Here is a 16,862-nt window from a genome sequence, read left to right as displayed (position 1 = left end):
CCGGGAAGGGCAAAGGCGCTTCCTGCGATGCACGCCCCGCCAAGCCGGCGGAGCCCCCTCATCCTGACTGGGAGACACCTGCTATGCCGTCCTTCTTCAACCGTCGCCGTCCCGCGATCATGGCCGGCGTGCTGGCCCTCGCACTCGGCACCACCGCCTTGACCGCGCTGCCGGGCACCGCGCAGCCGACCCCGCCGGTGGCGGGCGTGGCGCTGGCGCGCGCCGCCGGGCCTGACTTCGCCGACATGGCCGCCCGCGTCGGGCCGTCCGTCGTGCGCGTGATGACCAGCGAGCGCGCGACCCCGGCGCGCGAGCGTGCCTCCCCGCAGGAGGAGATGATGCGCCGCTTCGGCCGGCCCGCGCCGCAGCCCGAGCAGGGCCAGCGCCGCGCCGGCCAGGGTTCCGGCTTCGTCATCCATGCCGACGGCTTCATCGTGACCAATGCGCATGTGGTCGGCGACAACACCGAGGTGAAGGTCGAGCTGGCCGATGGCCGCGAGCTGCCGGCCCGCGTGGTCGGCCGCGACACCGCGACCGACATCGCGCTTCTGAAGGTCGAGGCCGGCGCGCCGCTGGCGGCGCTGTCCTTCGGCGACAGCGACCGCACCCGTGTCGGTGAGTGGGTCATGGCCATGGGCAACCCCTTCGGCCTGGGCGGCACCGTGACCGCGGGCATCGTCTCGGCGCGCGGCCGGCAGATCGGCGCGGGGCCCTATGACGACTTCATCCAGACGGATGCGTCGATCAACCCCGGCAATTCCGGCGGCCCGCTGTTCAACGCCGCCGGCGAGGTGGTCGGCGTGAACACCGCGATCTTCTCGCCGTCGGGCGGAAACATCGGCATCGGCTTCGCGGTGCCGTCGAAGATGGTGCAGTCGGTGGTGGCGCAGCTGCGTGACCACGGCGCGGTGCAGCGCGGCTGGCTGGGTGTCAGCATGCAGCCGCTCGACCGCGACCTGGCGACGGCGCTGCGTGTCGGCGATGCCAAGGGCGTGGTGGTGAACAGCGTCGAGCCCAACAGCCCGGCCGCGACGGCGGGGCTGCGCGCCGGCGACGTCATCACCGGCATCGATGGCCGCCGCGTGGAAAGCCCGCGGGATCTCGCGACCGGCGTGGCGGAAGTCGCGCCTGGCCGCAGCGCGACCCTGGCGGTGCTGCGCGACGGTGCGGCGATGGAGCAGCGCGTCGAGATCGGCACCAACCCGGCGATCGCCGCGGCGGGCAAGCCGGGCCAGCCGGCGCAGCCCTCGCTGGGGCTCGGCCTGGCGCCGCGGCCGCAGGGCGGCGTGGCGGTGACCCGCGTCGAACCCGGCAGCGTGGCCGCGGAGCGCGGGCTGCGCGAGGGCGACGTGGTGCTGCGCGCCGATGGCCGTGACGCCACCCAGCCGCGCGACGTGGTGGATGCAGTGAGCGCGGCGCGCGATGCCGGGCGCCCGTCGATCGCGCTGCAGGTGGAACGCGATGGCGCGCGCCGCTTCGTGGCGATCCCGCTGCGCGCGGCGTAACCGGACAGTCCCCCGGAAGCGAACGATCCCCCTCGCGTCCGGGCGACCTTGAAGGGCGGGACTTCGCCGCCCGTGCCCTCTGGCGGCGCGCCCTTCAACCTGGCGCAGGTCGGCATCCCCCGCCGGCCTGCGCCTCTTTTGTTGTGCCCTCAGGCGCCGGGCGCCCGCCTTCGCGGGCTTGGCTTTCGCGCCGCGCGCTGGCGCGCCGGGCGCGGCTGGTGGGCTGGGCGCGGTCGCGCTGTGCGCTCCCGGATCGCGGCAGGGCCGCGCTCCGCCATTATCTCGGCCCTCAGGTGCTGGGCGCCCGCATGCGCGGGCTTGGCTTTCGCGCCGTGCGCTGGCGTGCCGGGCGCGGCTGGCGGGCTGGGCGCGGTCGCGCTGTGCGCTCCCGGATCGCGCTGAGCGCGATCCGATTGGTGTCGTGCCCTCGGGCGCCAGGTCGAATCCCTGTTAGGCGACCGGCGTGCGCCAGGCAGCGTGGGCGTCGGTGGTGCCGCGCACGACCGACTCGTAGGCGGCCTGCAAGCGCAGCGTGATGACACCCGGCTTGCCGTCACCGACCGCCAGGCGGTCGATGCTGGTGACCGGCAGCAATTCCTGGCCGGTGCCGCAGACGAAGACCTCGTCCGCCACATAGAGTTCGGTGCGATCGGCGCGGCGTTCCTGCGTGGTGAAGCCGTTCTCGCGCGCCAGTTCCAGCACTGTGTCGCGGGTCACGGATTCCAGGATGTCGCTGTCGCGCGCGGGGGTGATGACGACGCCGTCGCGCACCATGAACAGGCAGGCGCCGGCGGTCTCGCTGACCTTGCCCTCGCGGGTAAGAAGGATGGGCGTGTCGTAGCCATCGGCCTTGGCCTGCTGGGTGGCAATGCGACCGGCGTGGTAGTTGGCAGTCGCCTTGATGCGCGCGGGCATGGTGTTGTCGGAGATGCGCACCCAGGAGGAGACGCCGGCGGCCAGACCGGATTCGCGCTTGGTGGAACGTTCGCGCGGGATGGCGGCGCAGACCCAGCCGACCGTCCCGGTGGTGGCCATGGAGCCACGGCTTTCGATGTGGACTTGCAGGCGGATGTAACAATCGTCGTCCGGCGCATTGGCCATGATCGCGTCCATCACGCCCTGGCGCAGCACGTCGCGCGAGGGCGGGTCGTCGAAGCGCATGAACTTGATGCCCTGGTCGAGGCGGATCAGGTGTTCCTCGAGCCGAAACACCGAGAGCCTGCCGGTGGCCGGGTTGATGTAGGCGCGGATGCCCTCGAACACCGCCGCGCCATAGGCGAGCCCGACGGACAGCGGATGGATGCGCGCGTCCTCGAAGGGGATTGCACGGCCGTTCTGGATGATGGTGTGCGCGGTCCAGGCCATGGTGTCGATCCTTCGGATGGGGCGTTTGCCGGTGGGCGGGACGTGACGCGCGTCCCGTGACGTTTCCGGCGCGCAGGCTAGCGGTGCGCAGCGCGACGGCAAGGGGGGCGTTCCGCATGGCCGGGTTTCGCGGCGCCGTGGCGGCGCGCTATGGTCCGCCCCCGGCGCAGGAGGAAGGCGGCATGAGCGCAGCGAAAAACACCGAGGGCGCGGCGCCGTTGCTGCTGCGCGAGGACGGCGCCGATGGCGTGAGCGTAGTGACGCTGAACCGCCCGGCAGCGCGCAACAGCCTGTCGCTGCGGATGCTCGAGACCCTGGAGGAGGCGCTTGCGCAGATCGGGCGGGATGTACGCGTGCGCTGCGTGGTGCTGGCGGCGGCGGGGCCGGTGTTCTGCGCGGGGCATGACCTGAAGGAGATCACCGCGCATCGCGCGGATGCCGATGGCGGGCGCGGCTTCTACGATCAGGCGATGTCGACCTGTGCGCGGGTGATGCAGGCGATCGTGGCATTGCCGCAGCCGATGATCGCCGCCGTGCAGGGCGTGGCCACGGCGGCCGGCTGCCAGCTCGTCGCGACCTGCGACCTGGCCGTGGCATCGGACCATGCGCGCTTCGCGACGCCGGGGGTGGATATCGGGCTGTTCTGTTCGACGCCCGCTGTGGCGCTGGCACGCGCGGTGCCGCGTAAGGCGGCGATGGAGATGCTGCTGACCGGCGAGATGATCGACGCGGCCGAGGCGCATCGGATCGGCTTGGTGAACCGCGTGGTGACGGCGGACCAGGTGATGGCGACAGCGCTGGGGCTGGCGCGCGGCATCGCGGCACGCTCGGCGCTCACGGTGCGCCTGGGCAAGCGCGCCTTCTACGCGCAGGTGGAACGGCCGCTGGCGGATGCGTATCGCGAGGCGGCCTGCGTGATGACCGACAACCTGATGGCGCGCGACGCGGCGGAAGGCATCGGCGCCTTCGTGGGCAAGCGCAAGCCGGTGTGGGAAGACCGCTGATGGCCGACTACGAGACGGGGCTCGCGCAGGTCGCGGCCAATCACCAGCCGCTGACGCCGCTGCTGTTCCTCGAACGTGCCGCGCAGGTATTTCCGGACCAGTTGGCGGTGGTGCATGGCGCGGTGCGCCGACCCTATCGCGCGCTGCGCGACCGTTGCGTGCAACTGGCGCATGCGCTGGTGCAACGCGGCGTCGGGCGCGGCGATACGGTGGCGGCGCTGCTGCCCAATATTCCGGAAATGCTGGAATGCCACTACGGCGTGCCGATGGCCGGCGCGGTGCTGAACACCATCAACACGCGGCTCGATGCGGCGACGATCGCGTACATCCTCGACCATGGCGAGGCGAAGGTCGTGGTGGTGGACCGCGAGTTCATGCCGGTGCTGCGCCTGGCGCTGACGCAGTGCAAGGCGACGCCGCTGGTGATCGAGGTGGCGGACCCGCTGGCGCCCGCGGCGGTGCAGAACGAGACGCTGGGCGGCGTCGCCTATGAAACGCTGTTGGCCGAGGGCGATGCGGGTTTCGCCTGGCCGATGCCGCGCGACGAATGGGATGCGATCACGCTGAACTACACATCCGGCACCACCGGCAAGCCGAAGGGGGTGGTATACCACCATCGCGGCGCGCATCTGCTGGCGGTGGGCAATGTGCTGAGCGCGGGGATGGGCCGGCATCCGGTCTATCTCTGGACGCTGCCGATGTTCCATTGCAACGGCTGGTGCTTCCCCTGGACCGTGACCGCGCAGGCGGGCGTGCATGTCTGCCTGCGCGCGGTGCGCGGGCCCGACATGTGGCGGCTGATGGGCGACGAGGGCGTGACCCACATGTGCGGCGCGCCGATCGTGATGGCGACGCTGCTGGCGACGCCCGAGGCCGAGAAACGCGCGCTGCCCGGGCAGGTGCAGTTCGTGGTGGCCGGCGCGCCGCCGCCCGAGGCGGTGCTGGCCGCGATGAAGGATGCAGGCTTCGCGGTCTGCCACGTCTATGGCCTGACCGAAGTGTATGGCCCGGCTGTGGTGAATGAGTGGCATCTGGACTGGAATGCGAGGCCCGCGCCGGAGCAGGCCGCGCTGATGGCGCGCCAGGGCGTGCGGTATCTCGCGCTGGAAGGCCTCGATGTGATGGACCCCGCTACGATGCAGCCGGTGCCGGCCGACGGCACGACGATGGGCGAGGTGATGATGCGCGGCAATGTCGTGATGAAGGGCTACCTGAAGGACGCGAAGGCGACTGATGCGGCTTTCGCCGGCGGCTGGTTCCACACCGGCGACCTCGCGGTGAAGCACCCCGATGGCTACGTGCAGTTGAAGGACCGGTCGAAGGACATCATCATCTCGGGCGGCGAGAACATCAGTTCGATCGAGGTCGAGGACGCGCTCTACAAGCACCCGGCCGTCGCGGTGGTGGCGGTGGTGGCGCGGCCGGACGAGAAGTGGGGCGAGACGCCCTGCGCCTTCGTCGAGTTGAAGCCGGGCGCATCCGCCACGGCGGAGGAGCTGATCACCTTCGCTAAGCAACGGCTCGCGGGGTTCAAGGTGCCGCGCCATGTGGTGTTCGCCGAATTGCCGAAGACATCGACGGGCAAGATCCAGAAACACGTGCTGCGCAGCCAGGCGAGGGACGAATGACTGACGTGAACACGGTGCTGGCACTGGCTGCGGCGCAGCGCGAGGCGAGCCGCGCGCGGTGGTTCGACCTGCTGCGCATCCCGAGCGTGAGCGCGCAGCCGCCGCATGCGGGCGATTGCCGCCGCGCCGCCGACTGGGTGCGCGCGCAGCTCGCGCAGATCGGGTTCACCGCGACTGTCCGCGAGACGGCCGGCCATCCGGTGGTGGTCGCGCATCATCCCGGGCCGACCGGGACCGGGCCGCATCTGCTGTTCTACGGGCATTACGACGTGCAGCCGCCCGAACCGCTCGAACTGTGGACCAGCCCGCCCTTCGAACCCGTACTGGTCGATGGTCGTGTGGTCGCTCGAGGTGCGGTGGACGACAAGGGCCAGACCATGACCTGGCTCGAGGCGCTGCGCTTCTGGCACGAGGCTGCCGGCGGCCCGCCCTGCCGTGTCTCGGTGCTGGTGGAAGGCGAGGAGGAGATCGGGTCGCGCAACCTGCCCGAATTCCTGGAGGCCAATGCCGAGGAGCTGCGCGCCGATATCGCGGTGGTCAGCGACACGAACATGTGGGATGCGGATACGCCCGCCATCAGCACGCGCCTGCGCGGGATGCTCTACACCCAGATCGACATCACCGCGGCGAACAAGGACCTGCATTCGGGGCTGTTCGGCGGGTCGGCGCTCAACCCGATCAACCTGCTCACACGCATCCTGGGCGACCTGAAGGATGAGGGCGGGGAGATCCTGATCCCGGGCTTCTACGACGAGGTGCCGGACCTGCCCGCTGCGTTGCGCGCGCAATGGGATGCGCTGCAGTTCAACGAGGCGGCTTTTCTGGGCGGCGTGGGCTTGTCGGTGCCGGCGGGCGAGGTCGGCCGGTCGGCGCTGGAACGGCTCTGGGCGCGCCCAACCGCGGACGTGAACGGCATCTGGGGCGGCTATACGGGCGAGGGTTCCAAGACCGTCATCCCGTCGCAGGCGCATGCCAAGGTCAGCTTCCGCCTGGTGCCGGGACAGTCGCCCACCAAGGTGCTGGCGGGGTTGCGCGACTTCATCGTCGCGCGCCTGCCCGATGACGCGCAGGTGAAGATCCAGGTGTTCTCCATGAGCGAGGGGATCGAGGTGCACTCCGACAGCCCGTGGATCACCGCCGCCGTGCCGGCGCTGGAAGCGGTATTCGGCCGCGCGCCGGTGCTGATGGGCTGCGGCGGGTCGATCCCGGTGGTGTCCAGCATGAAGACCATCCTTGGCCTCGATAGCCTGCTGGTCGGCTTCGGGCTCGATGACGACCAGGTGCACAGCCCGAACGAGAAGTTCGATGTCGCCTGCTTCGAACGCGGCATCGACAGCCATATCCGCATGCTGGACGCGCTGTCGAAGGTCCAGGCGCGATAGGCGGATGGCGGCGGTGGCGAACAGGCCGCGTTTCGTCTGATTTCGCCGGGAACCGGGCGGTCGGGCGGGCGTTCTGGCGAGAGGGCTTTGCCCCCTCGCGCTCCCCCACCAAGGGGCAACCGCCCCTTGGAACCGGGGCCATGATTCGCGGTCCAGGGGGCCGTTGCCCCCTGGCGGGAGGGGTCCGGGGAGGGCAGCGCCCTCCCCGTGTCGCGCCTGCTCCTGCTAGCCTGACGCCATGAATCCTTCCGCCGCGCCGAGCCACCGTACCCTTGCGCTCATCCTTGGTGCGCTTGCCGGCATGGGGCCATTTTCGGTCGACATGTACCTGCCGGCCTTCCCCGCGCTTGGGGCGTCGCTCGGGGCTACGCCCGGTGCGGTCCAGGCCACGCTGGCGGTGTATTTCCTCGGCATGGCGGTGGGCCAGGTCTTCTACGGGCCGGTGGCGGACCGCTTCGGGCGGCGCGGGCCCTTGTTCGTGGGGCTCGGGCTGTTCACCGCGGCGTCGCTGCTGTGCGCGCTGGCGCCGGACATAGCGTGGCTGACGGGCGCACGGCTGGCGCAGGCGCTGGGCGGCTGCGCCGGCATGGTGATCGCGCGCGCGGTGGTGCGCGACGTGACCGACGAACGCGGCGCGGTGCGGCTGATGGCGTCCCTGATGCTGGTGATGGGGGTGGCGCCGGTGATCGCGCCGGTGGTGGGCGGTGCGCTACTGCCGGTGTTCGGCTGGCGTGGCATCTTCGTGCTGCTGGCGGCCTATGGCGCGGCGATGGTCGTGCTGATCCTGCTGTTCCTGCCGGAGACGCTGCCGGTGGAGCGCCGCCGTCGCGATGGGGTGTTCGCGACGCTGCGCATCTGGGGCGGGCTGCTGCGCGATGCGCGCTTCATGGGTTTCGCGCTGGCGGGCGGCTTCATCATCGGCGGCATGTTCGCCTACATCATGGGATCGCCCTTCGTGTTCATGGAACTGCACGGCGTGCCGCCGGGGCAGTACGGCTTCTATTTCGGCGCGAATGCCATCGGCATCATGGTGGTGGGCCAGGTGGCGTCGCGCCTGGCGCAGAAGATCGAACCCGTGCGGCTGCTGCCGGTGGTGCTGACCATATCGGCCGCGTCCGGTTTGGCGCTGCTTGTCGTCGCAGCCACCGGCCTGTTCGGCTTCGCGGGCATCGTAGCGACGCTGTTCTGCTACGTGGCGATGATCGGCGCGGTGATGCCGCTGACGGTCGCACTCGGCATGGGGCCGCATGGGAAGATGGCGGGCAATGCCTCCGCGCTGATGGGCACGCTGCAGTTTGGCATCGGCGCGGCGGTGGGTGCCGTGCTGGGCGTGCTGCAGGACGGCACGGCGCTGCCGATGGCGAGCGTGATTGCCGCGTGCGGCGTGGCGGGGTGGACGGCGCGGCGGGTGCTGGTGCGGTGAGCGCGACCACGCTCCTGCGCCCGGCGCCGCACGCACTCGATGCCTATCGCGACGCGATGCTCAGCGGCTGGTCACCGTACAATGTCGCTGGTGATGCGGCGATCCGCGCTCATCTCGGCGCCATCGCGCGCGATCCGGACGCTTTCCTCGACAGCCTGCACGATCCAGAGGCGCGCGGCGCCCCGATCACGCTGCCGGACGGATCGACCGTGCCGCGCCTGCCCGGCTTCACCTGCTGGATCTCGGATGGGTCGTTCTGCGGCGCCATTCACCTGCGCTGGCAGAACGGGACCGAGGACCTGCCGACGCATGTGCTCGGCCATGTCGGCTACACCGTGGTGCCCTGGAAGCGTGGGCAGGGGCATGCGACGCGGGCGCTCGGGCTGTTGCTGCCGAAGGCGCGCGCGGTCGGGCTGCGGCATGTCGACCTGACGACCGAAGCGGAAAACCTCGCGTCAAGGAAGGTGATCCTGGCGAATGGCGGCATGCCCGTGGGCCGGTTCAGGAAGGACGCGGCCTTCGGGGGTGAGGAAGGGATGCTGTTCCGCATCCCCCTGTAGAACGCCGCGGGGCTATTGCCGCGCGCGTTCAGCGTGCTTGCCCATGGTCGCATAGGGCGCATAGGGCGGCACGGCGCCGATCGCGCGCATGTCGACCTCGACCAGTGCTGGCCCCTTCACCGCCAGCGCCTGCGCCACCACCGTGCCGATGCTCTCGGCGCTGCTGACTTTGAAGAACGGCAGCCCCGCGAGCGCAGCCAGCGCGCCAAAATCCGGCGTCAACAGGTCGTGCCCGAACTGACGGCCGTCGGCCACCGCATCCTGGATGTGGCGGATCACGCCGTAGCCGCCGTCGTTCATCACCATGGTGACCAGGTCGGGCTTCTCCTGCGCCACCGTCCACAGCTCGCACATCCCCAGCGAGAAGCCGCCATCGCCGCACATGGCGATGGTCTTGCGGCCCTCGGCGGCGATGGACGCGCCGATGCCCAGCGCCAGGCCCGGCCCGATCGCCGCACCCACCGGATGCACGGCGGTCTGCGCGTCGTAGATCGGGAAGACGCGGTTGCCCCAGGTGGAGTTGGCAATGGTGACATCGCGCACCCAGACGCCGTCGCGCGGCAGCGCGGCGCGGATGGCATCGGGGAAGCCGGCATAGGGGCCGAGCGTCGCCAGGTATTCCTCCCGCGCGCGCTCCTTCAGCGCTGCGAAGTCGGCGGCGAAGCCCGGATCGACCGAACCGCGCCCGGCCAGCCGGTCGGCGATGCCCTCCATCACCAACGCCGCGTCGCCATGCACGAACAGGCTGTTGGCATAGGTGCGGCCATTCGCCGTCGCGTCGCAATCGGCGTGGATCAGCGTGCGCGGCAGTTTCAGCGAGAAGTCGCCCGTCTCGTGCCCGCGCAGCCGAGACCCCACAACCAGCATGGCATCCACGCTGCCGTAGAACTCCTGCACGCGCGGGGATCCATTGCCGTGCATCCCGCCCAGCGTCATCGGGTGATCTTCCGGGATGATGCCGCGCCCGTTCCAGGATGACACGGCACCGAAGCCCAGCGCCATCAGCCGCGCCGCCGCCGTGCCCGCCTGCTTCGCGCCATTGCCGAGCCACAGCATCGGCCGCGTCGCTGACGCCAGGATCTCCGCCGCCGCATCCAGTTCCCCGGCACTCGGCGGCAGCGGCGCCGCGATCGGTAGTTCCAGCGAATCGAGCCCCGCCGGCCGCGCGATGACCGCGCGCTGCAGGTCGATCGGGATCTCCACGCTGACCGGCCCGCGCGGGGCGGACAGCGCCTCGGCCGCCGCGCGCACCAGCACGCCGAAGGCCTCGTTCGCCGTGCGGACGCGGTAGGCCGCCTTGCAGGCCGCGGCGAGCATCGCCGTCTGCCCCGGCACGTCGTGCACCGTGCCGGCGTCGCGGTCGATGTGCTTCGTCGCGGTCTGGCCGGTGATGTGCAGCACCGGGCTGCCCGCGAAGCGCGCCTCGACCAGGCCCGGGATCGCATTCGCCATGCCTGGACCGGTCGAGGTGAACAGCACGCCCAGGTGCCCGGTCACGCGCGCATAGGCATCGGCCATGTGCGCGCCGCCCATCTCGCCGCGCGCCATCACGTAGCGCAGCGCATTGCGCTGGCCGATCGCATCCAGCATCGGGATGTTGTGGACCGAGACGATGCCGAAGACCGTCCGCACGCCGACCTGCGGCAGGAAGTCGGCGACCAGGTCGGCGACGGTGTACGGCGTGTCCATGCGGGGCGTTCCTCGGTTGTTGCGGCGAGTGTGGCACGCCCCGCGAATCTGCAAAGCCTGTCGCCATTGTTCCCTCCACGCGCCGCATCGGCGATCATGCATGTGACGGAGAAGCTGCCGATGCATGATGCAGGCAACGATGTGCCCGACCACACTCGCGCCATGCAGGCCGCGCTGGCGCGCGCGCCGCTGCGCGATGGCTGGATCGAGACGCCCGAGCTCATGGAAGACTACCGCGGCCCGCGCGACGTGCCCTACCGCCGCTTCGGCGCGGAGGGCCGGGATACGCCCGCGCTGGACAGCCTGGCGTGCGTGGTCGCCGCCATGCCGGACGCGCCGGCCTGCGAGGATGCCGACCGCCTGCTCGACTTCCGTGCGTTGTGGGCCGCGGTCGGGCGGCTCGCCACGGCCATCCGCGGCAGCGGCACGAACGGGCCGGTCGGGCTGCTGCTGTCCAATGCGGTCGGCTATCCGGTCGCGGTGCTGGCCTGCATCGCTGCGGGGCGCATGGGCCTGCTGCTCGAGGCTGCGGCCCCGTCCGCCTGGAACGAGGCCATCCTGCGCCACGCCGGCGCCGGCCTGCTGGTCGCGGGCAGCGCGCAGGATGGCGAGCCCTTCGGCCTGCCCTGCATCGGTGTCGATGTGGCGTTCGCACCGGGGGATGCGGCCTTCCCGCCGCGCGACGCCTGGCTGGGCCAGGATGATCCGGCCTTCATCATCTGCACCTCCGGCAGTACGGGGCAGCCCAAGGCGCTGGTGCACAGCCAGCGCACGGTGCTGCACCAGGTCGCGGGGCTGATCGACGAATTCCACCTCTCGCCGCGCGACCGCTTCCTGATCGCGACCTCGGCGGCGACCACGGCGGGGCTGTTCACGCTGCTGACGGTGGTCTGCGGGTCGGCGCTGCACCTGGTCGCGCTCGATCGCGGCGGCGTGCAGGCGCTGAGCGATGCGCTGCGCACGCGCCCGGTCACGGTGCTGCGCGCGGGACCGTCGCTGATGCGCATCGTCGCGCGCCTGCCCGACGCGAAGGCGATGCTGTCCGGCCTGCGCATCCTGCGCAGCACCGGCGAGCCGCTACTGGTCGCGGATGTCGAGGCGATCCGCCCCGCTTTGCCCGCCGACTGCTTCATCAACAACGCCTATGGCGCGACGGAGCTTTCCGGCACCGGATGGTTCGTGCATCCCGGCGATGCGCAGGATCCGGTGCGCGTCGCTGCCGGCATCCTCGACCCCGGCACCGAGGCGAAGATCGTCGATGAGCACGGCGCACCCTGCCCGCCCGGCGAGGTCGGCGAATTGTGGATGCGCAGCCGTTACGCAGCACTCGGTGAATGGCAGGCGGGCCGGCTGGTGGATGGGCGCATCGAACGCGATCCGTCCGACCCGGGCCTGCGCATCTACCGCACCGGTGATCTCGCGCGGATCACGCCGGATGGCGCCTTCGTGGTGCTCGGGCGCATGGACCGGATGGTGAAGGTGAACGGCATGCGCGTGGAACTGGCCGAGGTGGAAGCCGCGCTGCGCCGCAGCCCCGAGGTCGCGCAGGCCGCCGTGGTGGCGCGCCAGGCTGGCGGGCGTGTGCTGCTGGCGGGCTTCGTGGTGCCAGCCGCCGCCGCGGCGCCGGACGGGATCGAAGCACGGCTGCGCAACGCGATGGCCCAGGCGCTGCCCGCGCATATGCGCCCAGCGCGCATCGTGGCCCTGCCCGCCATGCCGCTGCTGCCCGGCGGCAAGCGGGACGAGAGCGCGCTGCTGCGGATGCTCGGCCCCGGCTGACTACCGCGCCCGCGCCTCCGCGAGGTGGTCGAAGCGGCGCGTATAGGTGCCCAGGCCCATCGTCAGTGATCGCAATTCGATGATCAGGTCGTGCAGCTCGGCTTCCGGCACCAGCGCCTGCACCTCGTCCCAGCCGGGCCAGTCCTCCTTCTCGGCATAGCCGAGGATCTGGCCGCGCCGCGCGCTGAGCAGGCGCTGCGCCGCCGCCGTGCCGTCCTGCGGCACCAGGATGATGACGTGGTCGACCGGTTCCAGCACCACCGGTTCGGCCTTGGCCAGCGCTTCCTGCATGGCCATGCGCGTGGCGGTGGCGAAGGCCATGTCCGAGGAATCGACCGAGTGGAAGGCGCCGTCATGCAGCGTGACCGTGATGTCCACCACCGGGTTGCCGAGCGGGCCGCGCCGCGTCGCGTCCTCGGCCGCCTCGCCGACCGCGGGGATGAACTTGCGCGGCACGGCGCCGCCGACGATGCGGTCCTCGAAGGCGAAGCCCTCGCCGCGGGCGCGGGGCGTGACTTCGAGCGTGACGTCGGCGAATTGCCCGTGCCCGCCGGTCTGGCGGCGGTGGCGCGCATGGTGGCGCGCGGCATGGCGGATGGTCTCACGGAAGGCGATGCGCGGGCGTGTGGTGGTCACGCGCAGCCCGTGCGCCTCCGCCAGGCGCGCCACGGCGTGGCCGAGGTGAATATCGCCCTGGCCGGTCAGCAGGATCTGCCCCGCCTCGGCATCCTGCACGACCGACAGCGAGGGGTCTTCCTCGGCCAGGCGCGCCAGGGCGGCGGTCAGGCGGACGTCGTCCTTGCGGTCTTCCGTGGCGACGGCGAGGGCATAGACCGGCGGCGGCGGCGCCGGGAAGGGCAGGCCCTGCGCCGCACCGGAGGGCGACAGCGTGGCTCCCGTGCCCACCGCATCGAGCCGTCCGAGGGCCACGATCTCCCCGGCCGCCGCCTCGGTCGCGCGGGATGCTTCGCCGGCGGGCCAGCGCGTGATGCCGCCGATGCGCGCGCCGTCCATCATGGCGCCGTCCTTCACGGCGCCGCGCCAGATCCGCACGCAGGAGAGCTTGCCGCCATGTCCGGCATGGATGGTGCGGAACACCTGCGCGACCGGCTCGCCTTCGGGCGCGATGCCGCGCCGCGCAGCCGTCGCCTCCGGCCCCGGTACGTCGTGGCGCAGCGCCTTCCACAGGCGCAACACGCCGTGCTGCTTCTCCGCCGCGCCGAGCAGCACGGCATCGAGCGCGCCGGCGGCGATGTCGGCATGCAGGGGGCGATAGAGGTCGTCGGGCGTGGGGATGGCGTCCTCCACGACCTTCTCAAGCAGCGCGTCGTCGTGGTCGGCCAGGGCCTCGGCCAGGGCGGCGCGGGCCTCGGCTTCCCTCGCGGCGACGTCGCCGGGCATGCGGATCAGTTCGGAGGGCTCGCCGCGGCGCCAGCGGTAGGCACGCTCGCTCACCAGGTCGACATAGCCGGTGACCTGGCCGGCCTCGCGGATGGGCACCTGGCGCAGCACCAGCGGGCGGCGCGAATGGGCCTGCAATGCGGCCAGGGTGTCGCGAATGTGCTGGTCGCCCAGCGCGTCGACCTTGTTGACGAAGACCATGGCGGGCAGGTCGGCACGCTCGATGGCGCGGAACACCGGCGCCAGGGCGGCGGCCCGCGACGGCGTGGCTTCGCAGACCACCAGGGCGAGGTCGGCAACGGCCAGCGCGGCGGCGGTCTCGGCCGCGAATTCGACCGACCCGGGGCAGTCGATCAGTGCCCAGGGATCGCCCAGGAAACTGCAATGGCCGATGCGCAGCGCGGTGCCCATGGCGCGGGTGCGGGCGTCGCGGCGGGGCGGGGCGCTGCCGGCGGCGGCCAGCAGGGCATCGAACAGGGTGGACTTGCCGCTGGCTTGCGGCCCGATCAGGGCGATGGCGCGGGGCGCTGCCCCGCCGGCGTGTCTCGACGCGGATTCGGTCATGGTGGCGGACCCTCCCAGGTCTTCCGGCCGTGGACCGGCCGTGTGCGACGGCCCCCCCGGCGGTGGGGCCGCCGGGGGGGAGACTAGCGCCGCGGTGTGCGCTTGGCGCAAGAAACCGACGCGGCATGGCGGAGTCCGGCCCGCGCGGCGAGGTCACAGAGGTGTGGCGCGACCGCCACAGTGCTCCGCCGATGTTCGGAAAGCGCCACCGGAGGCTGGGTCAGCCGTCAGCGAATGTGGTTAAACTCCGCGCCGAGCCCCTCTCGGGGGGAGCCATCTGCACCGGCGCGGTCGGTGCGTCAGTTGGACGCGAGGAATGACGATGAACTTCAAGAAGACGCTTCTTGCCGCGACTCTGCTGTCGCTGCCGATGGCGGCGACCGCCCAGGCGCAGAGCTGGGATCCGCGGGTGCAGGGCATCTACGTGGGTGCCGGCGCCGGCTTCAACTACCTGATGGGCAGCTCGGACACGATCAGTGGGCGCCTCGAGAATGGCAACGCCTTCTCCCGCAGCCTGGATGTCGGGTTCGAGTGGGGCTTCGCTGGCGTGGTCAGCGTCGGCTACGGCTTCGGCAACGGCCTGCGCCTCGAACTCGAGGGCAGCTACCGCCAGAACGACGTCGACAACATCAAGGCCTCGGGCATCGGCGCTCTGCCGCGTGCGAGCGGCACGGCCGCGACCTACGGCATCATGTTCAACGCGCTGTATGACTTCCGCCTCGGGCCGGTGATGCCCTACGTGGGCGCCGGCGTCGGCATGGCCTTCGCGGACTGGAATGATGTCGGCTTCGGTCAGCGCGCGGCGAACGGCAACGCGGCGAACGTGACCTTCGGCGGCGACTCCTCGACCTTCGCCTACCAGGCGATCCTGGGCCTCGCCCTGCCGATCGACAGCGTCCCCGGCCTGGCGCTGACCGCCGAGTACCGCTTCCTGGGCACGGCGCAAGTTGAACTCCGTGGCCGCGCGAACGGCGTGGTGCAGGCTGGCGGCGACCGCATCGCCGACCGCCAGGCCTTCCAGTACAACGCCGACAACTACAACCACTCCATCATGTTCGGCGTGCGCTACAACTTCGGCCGCACGGCCGCGCCGGTGGCCCCTGCCGCGGTGGCGCCGGCGCCGGCGCGCACCTTCCTGGTGTTCTTCGACTGGAACCGCGCCGACCTGACCGCGCGCGCGCGCCAGATCATCGCGGAAGCGGCGCAGGCCGCGCGCACGCAGCGCGTGACGCGCATCGAAGTGACGGGTCACACCGACACCTCGGGCTCGCCGGTCTACAACCAGGGCCTGTCGGTCCGCCGCGCCAACGCGGTGGCTGCCGAGCTGGTCCGCCTGGGCATCCCGCGCAACGAGATCACCGCGCGCGGCGTCGGCGAGAGCCAGCTGCTGGTCCCGACCCCGGACAACACCCGCGAGCCGCAGAACCGCCGCGTGGAGATCGTGCTCCGCTAATCGCGGGACACCACGCGACAGAACATGGAAAGGGGCGCCTCAGGGCGCCCCTTTCTGCGTCAGGGGGATGGCAAGGCGGGCAGGCCTGTGGTGCGCAGCGTGCCGCCCAGGCGCAGGGCCGCACCGATGATGTGGCCGGCGGCACGGAACGCCTCGGCACGCGCCAGACCGGACGCCAGCGCCGCCTGGATCTCCGCGACCGACAGGCTGCCCACGGCGACCGTGACCAGCCGCGCGCCAAGGTCGCTGTCCGGGTCGAGGCTCTCCGCCGGTGCGCGCGCGATGGCGGCGCTGTCGAGATCGACCGCATTGGCGATGAGCGTCGCGGCGGCGTCGGCCGTCGCGGCGTCGCGCGCGAGCACCGTCACCGCATCCGCGATGCCGAGCGAAAAGGACCGGCCATGCCGGCCCGATGTCGCGACCCCGCCGATGCCGCTGCCCGCCGTCACCCGCAGCGCGCCATCCAGCGCAAGCCGTGCCGGATCCGCCGCCAGGCCGATGGCGAGCGTTTCCCCCGGCGCGACATGCAGCGCGATGTCGCCGCCATCATTCACATAGGCGCGGGCGAGCGGTGCGGCGCGCAGCATCTCGGCCAGCAGCGCATCCGCCACGGCGCCGGCCACCGCGGCCATCGGGGTGATGAAGTGCGGCGCGAAGGGCGCGCAGGCCGCCACCATCCGGCGCGCGACCGGGTGCGACACCGGCGCTGATTCGGCGATCGGCCGGCGCAGCGCGGGCAGCTCGGCGGCTAGCGACGGCAGGATGTCGGGGAAGGCAGAGACCGCTGCTGCCTCGGCTGCATGAACGGCCTGCGTGTCGCCCCAGGCGCGCAGCACCACGTCGATCGGACCGTGCGACAGGTGCAGCCGGTCGCCCCCAAGGCGCTGGACGACCGGGGCGTGCATGGTGTCAGCGCGACCTGGCGAGGGCGCGGGGGTGGCGCTGCCGAAGGACAGCCGCCGGGACCTCGGCGGCATGGCGCCGGCTGCGGGCGGTCCGTGGCGACCATCGGCAGGGGCCGTGGCGGCACGATCGCGCCACCGGGGCAGGTTTGGCAGAGCGCCCTGGGACCGCGCGGCGGCGCTTTCCGTTGCCGGCCCGGCTGCACC

12 protein-coding genes are annotated in these 16,862 nt (G+C 71.7%); 8 read left to right on the top strand and 4 right to left on the bottom strand.

Going from position 1 to position 16,862, the window contains the following annotated elements; genetic code table 11:
- The first annotated feature begins 83 nt into the window (after positions 1 to 83).
- Complete coding sequence (locus MWM08_RS24250) at positions 84 to 1,505, top strand: Do family serine endopeptidase (protein ID WP_244457032.1); 1,422 nt, start codon at positions 84 to 86, stop codon at positions 1,503 to 1,505.
- Positions 1,506 to 1,955: 450 nt separating this feature from the next.
- Here MWM08_RS24250 and ilvE read toward each other — a convergent pair whose 3' ends face one another.
- Positions 1,956 to 2,870: a branched-chain-amino-acid transaminase gene (ilvE, locus tag MWM08_RS24245; RefSeq protein ID WP_244457031.1), complete on the bottom strand. Its 915-nt coding sequence runs from the start codon at positions 2,868 to 2,870 to the stop codon at positions 1,956 to 1,958.
- Between the two features lie 182 nt (positions 2,871 to 3,052).
- On the opposite strand from ilvE, the gene MWM08_RS24240 reads away from it, so the two are divergent.
- The 5 genes from MWM08_RS24240 (at position 3,053) to MWM08_RS24220 (ending at position 8,867) form a co-directional block, all read left to right on the top strand.
- A complete protein-coding gene (locus tag MWM08_RS24240; RefSeq protein WP_244457030.1) occupies positions 3,053 to 3,874 on the top strand; it encodes an enoyl-CoA hydratase in 822 nt (273 codons plus the stop codon).
- Positions 3,874 to 5,502 carry an acyl-CoA synthetase gene (locus tag MWM08_RS24235; protein ID WP_244457029.1) on the top strand — a complete coding sequence of 543 codons (1,629 nt, stop codon included), beginning with the start codon at positions 3,874 to 3,876 and terminating at the stop codon, positions 5,500 to 5,502. The genes MWM08_RS24240 and MWM08_RS24235 overlap by 1 nt, the downstream gene beginning before the upstream one ends.
- Positions 5,499 to 6,884, top strand: coding sequence for a dipeptidase (locus MWM08_RS24230; protein ID WP_244457028.1), 1,386 nt, complete (start codon positions 5,499 to 5,501; stop codon positions 6,882 to 6,884). The genes MWM08_RS24235 and MWM08_RS24230 overlap by 4 nt, the downstream gene beginning before the upstream one ends.
- A 238-nt stretch (positions 6,885 to 7,122) precedes the next feature.
- Positions 7,123 to 8,307: a Bcr/CflA family multidrug efflux MFS transporter gene (locus MWM08_RS24225; protein ID WP_244457027.1), complete on the top strand. Its 1,185-nt coding sequence runs from the start codon at positions 7,123 to 7,125 to the stop codon at positions 8,305 to 8,307.
- The gene (locus tag MWM08_RS24220; RefSeq protein ID WP_244457026.1) at positions 8,304 to 8,867 is read left to right on the top strand and encodes a GNAT family N-acetyltransferase; all 564 of its coding nucleotides are present in this window, start codon (positions 8,304 to 8,306) and stop codon (positions 8,865 to 8,867) included. Before MWM08_RS24225 ends, MWM08_RS24220 begins: the two co-directional genes overlap by 4 nt.
- A gap of 12 nt (positions 8,868 to 8,879) precedes the next feature.
- On the opposite strand, the gene MWM08_RS24215 is transcribed toward MWM08_RS24220, so the two are convergent.
- Positions 8,880 to 10,556 carry a thiamine pyrophosphate-binding protein gene (locus MWM08_RS24215; RefSeq protein WP_244457025.1) on the bottom strand — a complete coding sequence of 559 codons (1,677 nt, stop codon included), beginning with the start codon at positions 10,554 to 10,556 and terminating at the stop codon, positions 8,880 to 8,882.
- Between the two features lie 120 nt (positions 10,557 to 10,676).
- Between MWM08_RS24215 and MWM08_RS24210 the strand changes: the two genes are divergently transcribed.
- Positions 10,677 to 12,335 carry an AMP-binding protein gene (locus tag MWM08_RS24210; protein WP_244457024.1) on the top strand — a complete coding sequence of 553 codons (1,659 nt, stop codon included), beginning with the start codon at positions 10,677 to 10,679 and terminating at the stop codon, positions 12,333 to 12,335.
- Here MWM08_RS24210 and MWM08_RS24205 read toward each other — a convergent pair whose 3' ends face one another.
- On the bottom strand, positions 12,336 to 14,300 hold the full coding sequence (locus tag MWM08_RS24205; protein WP_244457023.1) for an elongation factor G: 1,965 nt from the start codon (positions 14,298 to 14,300) through the stop codon (positions 12,336 to 12,338).
- A 322-nt stretch (positions 14,301 to 14,622) separates the two neighbouring features.
- Here MWM08_RS24205 and MWM08_RS24200 point away from each other — a divergent pair, with 322 nt between their 5' ends.
- Positions 14,623 to 15,753 carry an OmpA family protein gene (locus tag MWM08_RS24200; protein WP_244457022.1) on the top strand — a complete coding sequence of 377 codons (1,131 nt, stop codon included), beginning with the start codon at positions 14,623 to 14,625 and terminating at the stop codon, positions 15,751 to 15,753.
- 59 nt (positions 15,754 to 15,812) lie between these two features.
- Here MWM08_RS24200 and MWM08_RS24195 read toward each other — a convergent pair whose 3' ends face one another.
- Positions 15,813 to 16,658, bottom strand: coding sequence for a UPF0280 family protein (locus MWM08_RS24195; protein WP_244457021.1), 846 nt, complete (start codon positions 16,656 to 16,658; stop codon positions 15,813 to 15,815).
- Positions 16,659 to 16,862 lie beyond the last annotated feature (204 nt).

It is taken from the genome of Roseomonas fluvialis, assembly GCF_022846615.1.
In the GTDB taxonomy this organism is placed as follows: domain Bacteria; phylum Pseudomonadota; class Alphaproteobacteria; order Acetobacterales; family Acetobacteraceae; genus Neoroseomonas; species Neoroseomonas fluvialis.
The sequence above is the reverse complement of the archived record's forward strand: the minus strand, read 5'-3'. Positions and strand labels throughout refer to the sequence as shown.